The organism is Modestobacter sp. SYSU DS0875 (assembly GCF_054050915.1).
Genome location: NZ_JBJHAH010000002.1, coordinates 131,362 through 144,808 on the forward strand (window position 1 = coordinate 131,362; position 13,447 = coordinate 144,808).

Annotated in this window: 10 protein-coding genes; 7 read left to right on the forward strand and 3 right to left on the reverse strand. The window is 76.1% G+C overall.

What is annotated here, in order from left to right; all coding sequences use genetic code 11:
- Positions 1-14: 14 nt before the first annotated feature.
- On the forward strand, positions 15-560 hold the full coding sequence (locus ACI79Y_RS01675; RefSeq protein WP_457156823.1) for a GNAT family N-acetyltransferase: 546 nt from the start codon (positions 15-17) through the stop codon (positions 558-560).
- An 8-nt stretch (positions 561-568) separates the two neighbouring features.
- Here ACI79Y_RS01675 and ACI79Y_RS01680 read toward each other — a convergent pair whose 3' ends face one another.
- Positions 569-1,732 carry a PQQ-dependent sugar dehydrogenase gene (locus ACI79Y_RS01680; RefSeq protein ID WP_457156824.1) on the reverse strand — a complete coding sequence of 388 codons (1,164 nt, stop codon included), beginning with the start codon at positions 1,730-1,732 and terminating at the stop codon, positions 569-571.
- Between the two features lie 83 nt (positions 1,733-1,815).
- On the opposite strand from ACI79Y_RS01680, the gene ACI79Y_RS01685 reads away from it, so the two are divergent.
- Positions 1,816-2,772, forward strand: a complete 957-nt coding sequence (locus ACI79Y_RS01685; protein WP_457156825.1) for a 2-hydroxyacid dehydrogenase — start codon at positions 1,816-1,818, stop codon at positions 2,770-2,772.
- Positions 2,669-3,343: a branched-chain amino acid ABC transporter permease gene (locus tag ACI79Y_RS01690; RefSeq protein WP_457156826.1), complete on the forward strand. Its 675-nt coding sequence runs from the start codon at positions 2,669-2,671 to the stop codon at positions 3,341-3,343. Before ACI79Y_RS01685 ends, ACI79Y_RS01690 begins: the two co-directional genes overlap by 104 nt.
- 28 nt (positions 3,344-3,371) lie before the next feature.
- Here ACI79Y_RS01690 and ACI79Y_RS01695 read toward each other — a convergent pair whose 3' ends face one another.
- Both ACI79Y_RS01695 and ACI79Y_RS01700 read right to left on the reverse strand, forming a co-directional pair.
- The gene (locus tag ACI79Y_RS01695) at positions 3,372-3,734 is read right to left on the reverse strand and encodes a PH domain-containing protein (protein WP_457156827.1); all 363 of its coding nucleotides are present in this window, start codon (positions 3,732-3,734) and stop codon (positions 3,372-3,374) included.
- Between the two features lie 25 nt (positions 3,735-3,759).
- Positions 3,760-4,584: a helix-turn-helix transcriptional regulator gene (locus ACI79Y_RS01700; RefSeq protein ID WP_457084575.1), complete on the reverse strand. Its 825-nt coding sequence runs from the start codon at positions 4,582-4,584 to the stop codon at positions 3,760-3,762.
- 100 nt (positions 4,585-4,684) lie between these two features.
- Between ACI79Y_RS01700 and ilvD the strand changes: the two genes are divergently transcribed.
- The 4 genes from ilvD (at position 4,685) to ACI79Y_RS01720 (ending at position 13,385) form a co-directional block, all read left to right on the forward strand.
- Positions 4,685-6,394, forward strand: a complete 1,710-nt coding sequence (gene ilvD / locus ACI79Y_RS01705) for a dihydroxy-acid dehydratase (protein ID WP_457084577.1) — start codon at positions 4,685-4,687, stop codon at positions 6,392-6,394.
- 89 nt (positions 6,395-6,483) lie between these two features.
- Positions 6,484-8,415 (forward strand): putative bifunctional diguanylate cyclase/phosphodiesterase, encoded by a 1,932-nt coding sequence (locus tag ACI79Y_RS01710; RefSeq protein WP_457156828.1) that lies wholly within the window; start codon positions 6,484-6,486, stop codon positions 8,413-8,415.
- Positions 8,412-11,177, forward strand: coding sequence for a putative bifunctional diguanylate cyclase/phosphodiesterase (locus ACI79Y_RS01715; RefSeq protein WP_457156829.1), 2,766 nt, complete (start codon positions 8,412-8,414; stop codon positions 11,175-11,177). The genes ACI79Y_RS01710 and ACI79Y_RS01715 overlap by 4 nt, the downstream gene beginning before the upstream one ends.
- Before the next feature lie 273 nt (positions 11,178-11,450).
- Positions 11,451-13,385, forward strand: coding sequence for an acetolactate synthase large subunit (locus tag ACI79Y_RS01720; protein WP_457156830.1), 1,935 nt, complete (start codon positions 11,451-11,453; stop codon positions 13,383-13,385).
- Positions 13,386-13,447 lie beyond the last annotated feature (62 nt).

A 13,447-nucleotide genomic window follows, 5' to 3' on the forward strand; every position in this document is an offset into this window, starting at 1 on the left:
CCTACCGTGGCCGCGTGGCGCTGCCGGCCGTGGAGCTGCGCCCGCTGACGCGGGCGGACTTCGGGCTGCTCGGCCGGTGGCTCGCCGACCCGCTGGTCGCCCGCTGGTGGCACCACGAGTGGGGGCCGGACGCCGTGGAGCGGGACTTCGGTCCCTGCGTCGACGGCACGGAGCCCACGCAGGTGCACCTGGGGGTGCACGCCGGCGACCCGTTCGGCCTCGTCCAGCTCTACGCGTTCGCCGCCTACCCGGAGTACGTCGTGGAGCTGTCCCCGGTCTGCCCCGTCCCGCCGGGCGCGCTCAGCATCGACTACCTGGTCGGCGAGCCGGCGGCCCGCGGCCGCGGGCTGGCCGCCGCGATGATCGCCGCCGCGGTCGCCCGCGGGTTCGCCGAGCACCCCGACGCGCAGGACGTCCTGGTGCCGGTGGTGCTGGGCAACACGGCGTCCTGGCGGGCGCTCCAGCGGGCCGGCGCCAGGTGGTACGCGGCGGGTGAGCTGGCGCCGGACAACCCGGTCGACCCGCCGCACCACGTCGTCCACCGTTTCACGCGGCGGTAGCCGGCCGGCTACAGCGGCGAGCTGGCTCCCGACGACGGCGGGGTCACCCGCAGCACCTTGTCGTCGTCCTCGGCGGGCTGACCGATGCCGTCCCGGTTCGAGGTGGTGATCCACAGCGCGCCGGCCGGGTCGACGGCGACGCTGCGCAGCCGCCCGTAGCGGCCCTCCAGGAACGACTCCGGCTCCTCGACCGGCCGGCCCGTCTGGTCCAGCTGCACGATGGTCACCCGTTCGCCGTCCAGCGCGCCGAGGAACACGTACGGCCCGCTGACCGCGCAGCCGCCCAGCCCACCCTCGGCCGCCGGCACCTCCAGCACCGGGCGGGTGCCCTGCGGACCGACGTCGCCGTCGGGGCGCACGGCGTCCAGCGCGTCGGGGCCGGTGGGCGCCTCGTCGGTGGCGAACACCCGCTCGTCGGCGCCGACGCACAGCGCGGTGACGTCCCGGTGGCCGCGGGAGGTGACCGGCCCGGCGCCCACCGGCTGACCGAAGACGTCGACGGCGAGCACCTTGCCGGCCAGCGACGCGGGGTCGGCGGCGAGCGCCGGGTCACCCGTGTCGCCGGTGCCCACGTAGAGCGCGCCGTCCGGGCCGAAGACCAGACCGCCCCCGTTCCCGGCCTCGCCCCGCGGGATGCCGGTGAGCACCGGGTTGGGCGTGCCGCCGATCGGGAAGCGGACCACCCGGTTGTCGGTGGCCGTCGAGACGTACGCGTAGAGCAGCCCGTCCTCGGGGAAGGTGGGCGACAGCGCCAGCCCGAGCAGCCCGCCGTCGCCGGTGGCGTCGACCGGCAGCACCATCAGCTCGCGGGCCGGCGAGCGGTCGGGGAACACCTGCAGCAGCCGGCCGCTGTCCCGTTCGCCGACCACGGCGGTGCCGTCGGGCAGCACCACCAGCCCGGTGGGGACGGCGAGCCCGGTGGCCACGACGTTCGGGTCGCCGGCGGCCTCCTCCTGCTGGGTGCCGGGCGTGGAGGGCTGCCCGGGGACCGGGGCGGGAGGGCTGTCCCGCGGCGGTCCGACCTGCGGCGGCTGCCCCTGGGGGATCTCCCGGAACGGCCCGGACGGGGTGTACCCGCCGCCGCACCCGGTCAGCGCCGCGCCGCCGAGCAGGGTGCCGGCGAGCAGGGCACCGGCCAGCCGGGTGCGCGCACGCGCCGTCCGCCGTCCCACGCCAGCCACAGTACGGCCCGCCGGTCCGCGGTGCGGTCGCCCGAGCGGGCCGCCGGGGCCGCTGCGCCCTAGGGTCGAGAGCCGTGCCGGAGACGTCCCCGCCCCTGCTGGAGCTCGGCCCCGACGAGACGCTGCACGTGCTGGTGCCCTCGCGGGCGCTGGCCGGTGCGGTCGAGGCGCTGTCACCGCGGGTGACGGCGCACCGCTTCGACCCGGCCGACGGCCTGCCCACCGGGGCGGCCACCCGGGCCCAGGTCCTCGTTCCCCGCGGTGGGTCCGAGCCGACCCGGGAGCTGCTGGACGCGCTGCCGGACCTGCGCCTGGTGCAGCTGCTCAGCGCGGGTGCGGAGAAGTTCGCCGGCCGGCTGCCGGACCGGGTGGTGCTCTGCAACGCCCGCGGCGCGCACACCCCAGCCACCGCCGAGTGGGCGGTGGCGGCCACGCTCGCCGCCCAGCGTGGGCTCCCGTCCTTCACCCGGGCGCAGGACGCCGGCCGCTGGGCGCCCGCCACGCACCACTCACTGGTCGGCGCCCGGGTGCTGGTCGTCGGCGCCGGCGACATCGGCCGGACCATCGGCCGGATGCTCGCCGGCTTCGACGTCGAGCTGACCTGGGTCGCGCGCACCGCCCGAGCGGGCGTGCACGGCATGGACGAGCTGCCCGGGTTGCTGCCGCACGCCGACGTCGTGGTGCTCATCGTGCCGGTCACCCCGCAGACCACCGGCATGGTCGACGCCCGCTTCCTCGCCGCGATGCGGGACGGTGCCCTGCTGGTCAACGCCGCCCGAGGCGTGGTCGTGGACACCGACGCCCTGCTGGCCGAGCTGCACCGCGGGCGGCTGCGCGCGGCGCTGGACGTCACCGACCCCGAGCCGCTCCCCGACGGGCACCCGCTGTTCGCCGCCCCGGGGCTGCTGCTGACCCCACACGTGGCCGGTGACGTCCCCGTCACCGAGGCCCGGGCGACCGCGGCGGTCACCGAGCAGCTCGCGCGCGTGCTGGCCGGCCGGCCCTTGGCGAACGTCGTCCACGACTACTAGAAGGACCCGACTGCCCCCCCCCGCCCGCCGGGTTCAGCTTCAGCGACAACGAGCCCGACCACCTGGCCGTGGCCGGCGTGGAGTTCGGGTCGCCCGGGCGAAGGCGACCGCGTTCATCGTCTCCTCCGCCTACGCCGGGATCGGTGGCGCCCTGATGGCGCTGGCCTACGGCCGCATCTCACCCGACGTCTTCACGTTCCAGCTGTCCATCGACTTCCTGATCATGATCGTCCTGGGCGGCGTGGGCACCATCGCCGGCGCGGTCATCGGGGCCGTCTTCGTGGTGACGCTGCCGCTGGTGCTCACCCAGTACAGCTCGGTGCCGCCGTCCCTGACGCTGCCCGGGTCCGGTGGCGTCGACGCCGGCACGCTGGCCCGGTTCCTCTACCCGATCGCGATCATCCTCGTGCTGCTGTTCCTCCGCGGCGGCCTCATCGGGGGGATCAACCGGCTCCGCCGCCGGCCGCCGGACAGCAGCGGCCTGCCCCCGGTGGCCGGGCCGACCGGTCGCCCGGACGACGCCGGGACCGCGGTCCGACCCGGTGTCCCGACCGCGTCGGAGAGCTCCTGAGGTGCCGCTGACGGCCCGGGTCCCCGGCTCAGGGCGCCGGGATCCGGCCGTCGGTCAGCGCGGCCAGCCGGGGCAGGTCGCGGGCGCGCAGCACCGGGAGGCGCACCTGGCTGCCGCCGGCCGTCACCAGCCACAGCGCGCGGTCCTCGGCCACCCGCACGCCGGCCAGCTCGGCCCAGGTGACCAGCCGCCGGCCCACCAGGGAGCGGACGGTCATCCCGTCGGGGCCGACGTCGACGCCGACCCGCAGCACCCACGCGGCGAGCACCAGCGGCACCACCAGCAGGAGCAGCAGCCAGGGTGTGGCAGCGGCCAGCGGCAGCACGCCGACGGCCAGCAGGCCCACCGGCAGCAGCGCCGTCCGGCTCATCCGCATCCGCGCCGTCCCCACGTCCGTCGATGCTCCCAGAGCCCGGTCAGCCCGCGGCGAGCCGGGCCAGCCGGTCGGCGGCGTCGGTGCCGGGCGCGGCGGTGTAGACCACCAGGTGGACCCCGGGGGCGTCGGCGGGGGTGAGCTGGTGGTGCTCCAGCACCAGCTCACCGACCTCCGGATGGGCGAAGCGGCGCTCTCCGGAGGTGAACCGGTCGACGTCGTGACTGGCCCAGCCGGCCCGGAAGTGCTCGCTGGCCGCCTCCAGCCGGGCCACCAGGCGCACCACGGCCGGGTCGTGCAGCCGGCCGCCCACCTCGGCCCGGAACTGGGTGAGGAAGCGACGGCTGTCGGTGGTCCAGTCGGCGAGCAGCCCGCGCACCCGGGGGTCGGTGAAGACCAGCCACAGCAGGTTCCGGTCGCCGTCCGCGGCGTCGGCGGCGCCGGGGTAGAAGCGTTCGTAGGCACGGTTCCAGCCGACGATCGACCAGTCGGGCGTGATCGCGTAGGCGGGGGAGGGGCCCAGCGCGTCCAGCAGCCGCTGCAGGTGCGGGGGCAGCCCGCCGGCGCTGCCGGCCGGGACGGCGGCGGCGTGCCCGGCCAGGCGCAGCACGTACTCGTGCTCGGCCGCCGACATCTGCAGGGTGCGGGCCACCGCGTCGACCACCTGCCGGGACGGGCGGATGTCGCGGCCCTGCTCCAGCCACGTGTACCAGGTGTGGCTCACCCCGGCGAGCAGCGCCACCTCCTCCCGGCGCAGCCCGGGTGTGCGGCGAGCGCCGGCTCCGGGCAGCCCGACGGCGGCCGGGTCGACCTGCCGGCGGCGCGACCGCAGGAAGGCGGCGAGCTCCTCGCGCGGGGTGCCGGGCACGGGTGTCCTCCTCGGGGCGGGCGACCACCTGGGTGGTGGTGCTGATACCAGCATGGACTGCATCTGGGGGAGGCGGACGGACCCGCCTAGCATCGCCGGCGTGACGACCGTCGAAGACCGACCCGAGCAGACCCCCGCCGTCGACATCAAGCCGCGCAGCCGGGCGGTGACCGACGGCGACGCCAAGGCCCCGGCCCGGGCGATGCTGCGTGCGGTGGGCATGGGCGACGACGACTTCGCCAAGCCGCAGATCGGCGTGGCCTCGTCGTGGAACGAGATCACCCCCTGCAACCTCTCCCTGGACCGGCTGGCCAAGAGCGCCAAGGAGGGGGTGCACGCCGCCGGCGGGTTCCCGCTGGAGTTCGGCACCATCTCGGTCTCCGACGGCATCTCCATGGGCCACGAGGGGATGCGCGCCTCGCTGGTGTCCCGCGAGGTGATCGCCGACTCGGTGGAGACGGTCATGTTCGCCGAGCGGCTGGACGGCTCGGTCCTGCTGGCCGGCTGCGACAAGTCGCTGCCCGGCATGCTGATGGCCGCCGCCCGGCTGGACCTCGCGAGCGTCTTCCTCTACTCCGGCTCCACCCTGCCGGGGAAGCTGGGCGACAAGGACCTCACGATCATCGACGTCTTCGAGGGCGTCGGCGCCTGCGCGCGGGGGCTGATCACCCGCGAGGAGCTGACCGCGATCGAGAAGGCCGCCTGCCCAGGTCAGGGCTCCTGCGGTGGCATGTACACGGCCAACACCATGGCCAGCGTCGCCGAGGCGCTGGGCATGAGCCTGCCCGGCAGCGCCGCCCCGCCGGCGCCGGACCGCCGCCGCGACGACTACGCGGTGAAGTCCGGCGAGGCGGTGGTCGAACTGCTCCGCAAGGGCATCACCGCGCGGCAGATCATGACCCGCGAGGCGTTCGAGAACGCGATCACCGTCGTCATGGCACTGGGCGGCTCCACCAACGCCGTCCTGCACCTGATGGCCATCGCGCACGAGGCGCAGGTCGAGCTGACGCTCGAGGACTTCAACCGGATCGGCGACCGCACGCCGCACCTGGCCGACGTGAAGCCCTTCGGCCGGTTCGTGATGACCGACGTCGACCGGGTCGGCGGTGTGCCCGTCGTGCTGCGCGCGCTGCTGGACGCCGGCCTGCTGCACGGTGACACGCTGACCGTCACCGGCAAGACCATGGCCGAGAACCTCGCCGAGCTCTCCCCGCCGGACCCCGACGGCGCGATCATCCACGCGATGGGCGAGCCGATCCACCGCACCGGTGGCCTGACGATCCTGCGCGGGTCGCTGGCCCCCGACGGCGCGGTGGTGAAGTCCGCCGGCTTCGACACCGACGTCTTCGAGGGCACCGCCCGGGTCTTCGACGGCGAGCAGGGCGCGATGGACGCCGTCACCGACGGCACGCTGCAGGCCGGCGACGTCGTGGTCATCCGCTACGAGGGACCCAAGGGCGGCCCGGGCATGCGGGAGATGCTCGCGGTGACCGGTGCGATCAAGGGCGCGGGGCTGGGCAAGGACGTCCTGCTGCTCACCGACGGCCGCTTCTCCGGGGGCACCACCGGTCTGTGCGTCGGGCACATCGCGCCCGAGGCCACCGACGGCGGCCCCATCGCGTTCGTGCGGGACGGCGACCCGATCCGCCTGGACCTGGCCAACCGCACCCTGGAGCTGCTGGTCGACGACGACGAGCTGGCCCGCCGCCGGGAGGGGTGGGCCCCGCCCGCCCCGCGCTACACCACCGGGGTGCTCGGCAAGTACGCCAAGCTGGTCGGCTCGGCCGCGCAGGGGGCAGTCTGCGGCTGACGCCGACCGGACGGTCTGCCGCCCCCATGGGGTGAGACCCGCCCGATGAGCCGTTCGGTCGGGCGGGTCCGGGGCCGACAGTTCCCGGTGTGGAGGAGACGTGCCGGCGTGCACCCGGCTGGTGGCCGCCGGCTGCCCTGGCGCTGACCGGGCGGGCCACCGGCCTGCTGCTGGCTGCCGGCGTCGCCGCGGTCGCCCTCGCCCTCCTCGCCGGTCTCCTGCCGTCCCGGGCGGCCGGGGCCGCGCTGCTCGGCTGCCTGGCCCTGGAGCTGTGGCGCCGTCAGCGCGCCGTCCGCGACCGGCCGCGTGCGCTGGCCCGGCTGCTGCGCTCGGAGTCGTTCGCCCGGTCCCTGGTGCACGCCGGCAGCGATGCGGCGCTGGTCCTCGACGGCACCCTGCGGATCGTCTGGGCCGCCCCCGGGCTGGCGACGACGACGGCGCGGGGCGCTCCGCTCACCGGCTGCCGCCTGGTCGACGCGGTGCACCCGGACGACGCGGCGGGGGTGGCCTCCTGGCTGACCGGCCCGGCGTCCGGCGGTGGCGGGCCGACCGGGCGGTGCACGTTCCGGCTGCCCGCGCCCGGGGTGGGCTGGCGGGTGCTCGAGGCCGGGGCCACCGACCTGCGCGCCGACGCGGAGGTGCGGGCGCTGGTGCTGCACTGTCGGGACGTGACCGCGCGCCGGGACCGGGAACGGGAGCTGAGCTCGCTGGCGTTCACCGACCCGCTCACCGGGTTGCCCAACCGGGCCGCGCAGCGGGAGGCGCTGGAGCGGCTGCTCGGCCGGTCGGGCCCCGAGGCCGACGCCGACGAGGTGGCCCTGCTGGTCGTCGAGGTGCACGGGCTGCGGGAGGCGGGCGAGCTGGCCGGCCGGGACGTCCTGGACGTCGCCGTCGCCGAGGTCGCCCGCCGGCTGCGCGCCACGGTGCGCACCGAGGACCAGGTCGCCCGGGTCTCCGCCGAGTGCTTCGGCGTGCTCGCGCACGGCACGGGCGACGAGCCGGACCGGCTCGCCGCGCGCTGCCTGGCCGTCATCGAGGCCCCGATCGGCACCGACGCCGGCCTGGTCGACCTCACCGCCGCGGTCGGGGTGGTGCCGCTGATGCCCGGGCTCACCGTCGCAGAGGCCAGTGACCGGGCTGACCTGGCTGTGCTCGACGCCCGCGCCACCGGCCCGGGCTCGGTGCGGCGCTACCGCCCGGAGCTGACCGCCACCCGGGACCGCCGCGACCAGCTGCGCCGCGACCTGGTCGGCGCCCGCGAGCGCGGTGAGCTCACGCTCGTCTGGCAGCCCATCGTGTCGCTGGCCGACCACCGGGTCACCGGGGTGGAGGCGCTGCTGCGCTGGCGGCACCCGGTGCACGGGGAGGTGCAGCCCGAGGAGTTCCTGCCGGTCGCCGAGCGCGCCGGGCTGCTGGTGGAGCTGCAGCGCTGGCTGCTGCACTCGGCCACCACCGGCGTGCAGCAGCTGCCCCAGCACGGCCCGGCGCCGCTCAGGCTCGGGGTCAACGTCTCCGCCGCCCACCTGGCGGCCGGCACGCTGGTCGGGGACGTGACCGCGGCCCTGGCCCAGAGCGGCCTGGCCCCCGAACGGCTCGTGGTGGAGATGTCCGAAGCGGCCCTGGACGGGTCGCAGGTGATCGACGACGTGCGGGCGTTGCGGCTGATGGGGGTGCACCTGGCCCTCGACGACTTCGGCAGCGGCCGGTCCGCCCTGCCGCGGCTGGGCCGGCTGCCGGTCGACGTGCTGAAGCTCGACCGGGCGATGCTGGCCGCCGTCGACCGGGACGCCTACACCCGGGTGGTGTGCGAGTCCGTCGTCGGCCTGGGGGCGTCGCTGGGCATCGACGTGGTCGCCGAGGGCGTGGAGACCAGCAGCCAGCTCGCCGTCCTCGAGGGCATCGGCTGCGGCTACGCGCAGGGCTTCCTGCTCTCCCGGCCGGTCTACCTCGGCGTTCTCGCCGAGCTCCTGGACGCCGGCTCGGGCCTGCTGTGGCCCGGGCTCGTGGGACGGGTGGGGTGACCGTGCTCCCGGCCGCGCGGTGGCGCGCGAGCGCCGCGCTGCCGGCGGCGGGGGACTGGCCACGCACCGCCGTCCTGCTGCTGCTGGCCGTCGTCGCCGGTGGCGTGGCCCTGCTGGCCGCGCTGGTCCCCGGGCGGTCGGCGCACGCCGGTCCGCTGGTGCTCGGTCTGGCCACCCTGGTGCTGGGCGCGCTGGTGCACCGGCACGGCCGCCGTCCCGACGCCGTCTCCGCCGACGTGTGGCGCACCGTCGCCGTGATCGCCGCGCTGCTCGGCCTGGGGCAGGTGGTCCGTGGGGTCACCGGTGCGGGGATCAACCCGACGGCGCTCGGCCCGGGCGACCTGGCGCTGGCCGCCACGGCGCCCGTGACGCTGCTGCTGTGCTCCCGGCTGGTCCGTGCCACGGGCAGCCGGCTCCGCGCCTCGGTGGCGCTGGACGCCGCGGTCGCGCTGGTCGCGCTCGGCGTGCTGGCCGAGGTGCTGCTGCCGGCGGTCGGAGGACCCGACGCCGACGGCGTCGACCGGCTGCTGACCGCCGGCTACCCGGCGCTCGGCGCGGTGCTGCTGGCCGGCGGGCTGGTCACCTTCGCGGCCGTCGGCCCGGCCCGGCGGGCCGCGGCCGGCTGGCTGCTGCTGGCGCTGGGCTCGTTGGCGGTGGCCGTGGTCAGCGGATCGCTCGCCGCCGTGCACCCCGCGACCGGCTGGGACGTGCTGACCGCCACGACGCTCCTGGGCATGCTCGCGGCCGTCACCCTGGCGTTGGAGGCCGACCCCGGCCCGGGCGCCGACGAGGGCGCCGACCCGGTGACCACGCCGCTGCTCGGGGTGCTGGTCAGCTACTGCCTGGCCTTCGGCGTGGTGCTGCTGCTGCTCGCCGGCTGGGCCGGTGGGCGGCCGGTCAGCGCACCGGAGGCGCTGGCCACCGGGCTGCTGCTGGCCGCCACCCTGGTCCGGACGCTGCTCTGGGCCGCCGACGCCACCCGGCTCACCCACCAGGTGCTGCGCACCGAGGCCTACTTCCGCACGCTGGTGCACAGCGCAGCGGACATCACCATCGTGCTGGACCAGCGCGGCGACATCACCTGGGCGTCCGGCGCCGGCCAGGGTCCGGGGGCCTGGGCCGCGCGGGACCTGGAGGGCCGGCCGCTGCTGGACTTCGTCCACCCCGACGACCGTGCCGACCTCGTGCGCGTGCTGGCCACCGCCGACCTCGAGGACTCCCGCGGCCGCTCCTTCCGGCTGCGCACCCGGGACGGGGGCTGGCGGCCGTTCGAGTCGGTCCGGGTCATCCCGTCGGCGGCGCTGCACGCCGCCCCCGAGGGAGCCCCGCGCGGCGCGTCCCGGAGCGGGAACGGCCTGGTGCTCCACCTGCGCGACGTCGACGGCCGGCGCGCCGGCGAGCTGGAGCTCGAACGGCTGGCCTACACCGACTACCTGACCGGACTGCCCAACCGGGCCCGGCTGATGGCGGCCCTGGCCGGGGCGCGCAGTCGCGCCGCCGGGGGCGAGGCCGCCTGCCTGCTGCTGCTGGACCTGGACGGGTTCAAGGCGGTCAACGACATCGCCGGGCACGAGGCGGGTGACCTGCTGCTGGTCGAGGTCGCCGACCGGCTGCGCGCCACCGTCCGCGACCGGGACCTGGTGGGCCGGCTCGGCGGCGACGAGTTCGCGGTCGTCGTGCGCGGCGCGCTGTCCGAGGCGACGGCGCTGGCCGAGCGGGTCGTCACCGAGCTGGCGGGGGTGCACCGGTCGGTGCCGACGCCCGGCGCGGACCCGGACCTGGTCTTCGACGTCTCCTGCAGTGTCGGGGTGACCGCGCTGGACCCGGCCGACGAGGTGTCGGCGACCATCCGCTCCGCCGACCTGGCGCTGCGCGCGGCGAAGGCGGCCGGCAAGGGGTGCGTGCGCCGCTCCGGCGAGGCGGCCGACAGCGCGACCGGACGGCGCACCCGGCTGGCCAGGGACCTGCCCGACGCGCTGTCCCGCGGTGAGCTGCGGCTGGAGTACCAGCCGGTCGTGGGCACCGTGGAGCGGCGCGTGCTGGGCCTGGAGGCCCTGCTGCGCTGGGACCACCCCGTGCTCGGAGCGGTCCCGCCGGCGGAGTTCGTCCCGCTCGCGGAGGACGACGGGCTGATCGTCCCGCTGCAGCGCTGGGTGCTGGAGCAGGCCACCGCGGAGCTCGCCGGGCTGCTGCGCCAGGGGCGGGACCTGCAGCTGGGGGTGAACATCAGCGTCCGGCACCTGCAGTCGGGCAGCCTGGTCCCCGACGTCGCGGCGGCGCTGGCCCGGGCCGGGCTGCCGCCGCGCCGGCTCATGCTGGAGGTCACCGAGTCGCTGTTCCTCGGCCAGCCCGACCGCGCCGACGGCGACCTGCAGACGCTGCACGACATGGGCTGCGTCATCTCCCTGGACGACTTCGGCCGCGGCTACTCGACGTTCGCCTACCTGACCCGGCTCCCGGTCGACGTGCTGAAGATGGACCGGGAGTTCCTGGCCGGCATCGAGTCCGACGAGCGCAGCGCCGCCCTCGTGTACACGGTCATCGAGCTGGGCCGGCGGCTGTCCATCGACGTGGTCGCGGAGGGGGTGGAGACCCCCGGGGAGCTGGCCGCGCTGCAGGCGCTGGGCTGCCGGTACCTGCAGGGCCACCTGATCGGGCGGCCCGTCGCCCCCGGCCGGCTGGCCGAGGCCATCGACGCCTTCGACGCCGGCCTCCTCGATCGCCATCCGGCCGCCGTGACCGGCGGGCCCGGGGGGCGCTGACCGCCGTCCCACGTTCGCTCTCACTGCTGTCCACTGAGTGGGACGCCGGTGTTGACGCCGAGACGGGAGGGGGCGCACAGTGGTGCCGTGCCCCGCACCCGTCTGCTCCGTGCTCCTGGTCTCGTAGCGATCCGCTAGCGCGCCGGTCCCTCCCGACCGACGCGCCACCCCTCCGTGCCACGGCACGAGGGGTTTTTTGTTGGCCGGGCACCGCTCGGCCGGACCATCGAGCGACCGCCGCAGCACCCCACCCGCCCAGGGAGATCGTCGAAGATGAGCACCAGCACCGGCCGCACCGCTGCAGCCCCCGGTCCCACCGCTGCGCCGGGAGCCGGTCCCGCACCGGCCGCGCCGGTCGCCCCCACCGAGGCCGCCGCCGCGGCCACGCTCGGCGTCGAGGCCACCGAGCGGTCGATCGCCGAGGCCGCCGCGGAGCCCGCCACCGGGATCACCGGCGCGCAGAGCCTGGTCCGCGCGCTCGAGGCGGTCGGGGTCGAGGTCGTCTTCGGCATCCCGGGCGGGGCGATCCTGCCGGCCTACGACCCGCTGTTCGACTCCGCCGTCCGGCACGTGCTGGTGCGGCACGAGCAGGGCGCCGGGCACGCCGCCACCGGGTACGCCCAGGCCACCGGTCGGGTCGGCGTCTGCATGGCGACCTCCGGGCCGGGGGCGACCAACCTGGTCACCCCACTGGCCGACGCCTACATGGACTCCGTGCCGGTGGTGGCCATCACCGGCCAGGTGCCCAGCGCGGCGATCGGCACCGACGCCTTCCAGGAGGCGGACATCCGCGGCATCACCATGCCGATCACCAAGCACAACTTCCTGGTGACCGACCCGGCGGACATCCCGCAGGCGATCGCCGAGGCCTTCCACCTGGCCGGCACCGGCCGGCCGGGCCCGGTGCTGGTCGACATCAGCAAGGACGCTCTGCAGGCGACCACCGACTTCAGCTGGCCGCCGCGGCTGGACCTGCCCGGCTACAAGCCGACGACGCGACCGCACGGCAAGCAGGTGCGCGAGGCGGCCGCGCTCATCGCCCGGGCCAGCCGGCCGGTGCTCTACGTCGGCGGCGGCGTGCTCAAGGCCGGTGCCAGCCCCGAGCTGGCCGAGCTGGCCGAGCTCACCGGCGCCCCGGTGGTCACCACCCTCATGGCCCGCGGTGCCTTCCCCGACAGCCACCGGCAGAACCTGGGCATGCCGGGCATGCACGGCACCGTCGCCGCGGTGACCGCGCTGCAGAAGTCCGACGTGCTGGTCGCCCTGGGCGCGCGCTTCGACGACCGGGTCACCGGCCAGCTGTCGAGCTTCGCGCCCGAGGCGCAGGTCGTGCACGCCGACATCGACCCGGCGGAGATCGGCAAGAACCGCAAGGCCGACGTCCCGATCGTCGGTGACGCGAAGGAGACGATCGCCGAGCTGGTGACCGCGCTGCGCGCCGAGCAGGCCGCCGGGCGGACCGCCGACCTGACCGCGTGGTGGGCGCAGCTGGACGACTGGCGGACCCGGTACCCGCTGGGCTACGACTGGCCCGAGGACGGCGCCCTCTCCCCGCAGTACGTGATCGAGCGGCTCGGTGCGATCGCCGGGCCCGACGCGATCTACACGTCCGGGGTGGGGCAGCACCAGATGTGGGCCGCCCAGTTCATCCGCTACGAGAAGCCGGGCACCTGGCTCAACAGCGGCGGGCTGGGCACCATGGGCTACTCGGTCCCGGCCGCGATGGGCGCGAAGTACGGCTGCCCGGACACCACGGTGTGGGCCATCGACGGCGACGGCTGCTTCCAGATGACCAACCAGGAGCTGGCCACCTGCGCCATCGAGGGCATCCCGATCAAGGTCGCGGTGATCAACAACGGCAACCTCGGCATGGTCCGGCAGTGGCAGACCCTGTTCTACGAGGGGCGCTACTCCAACACCCACCTGAACACCCACGGCGGCAAGCCGGGCTCGGGTCGACCGGTGCGCATCCCGGACTTCGTCGCCCTGGCCGAGGCGCTGGGCTGCGTCGGGCTGCGCTGCGAGAGCAAGGACGACGTGGACGCGGTGATCGAGAAGGCGATGGCGATCGACGACGCCCCCGTGGTGATCGACTTCGTCGTCGGCTCCGACGCACAGGTGTGGCCGATGGTCGCCGCCGGTGCGAGCAACGACGAGATCCTGGCCGCGCGCGACGTGCGCCCGGTCTTCGGCGACGGGCAGGTGTAGCGGGAGGACCCCGTCCCTCTCACCCCTCGCAAGCTCGGGGCGAGCCTCTGGACGGGGCCATC

Excerpts from the sequence above, each read along its gene's own strand:
- ACI79Y_RS01720 (WP_457156830.1), top strand. The coding sequence starts at position 11,451 with ATGAGCACCAGCACCGGCCGCACCGCTGCAGCCCCCGGTCCCACCGCT.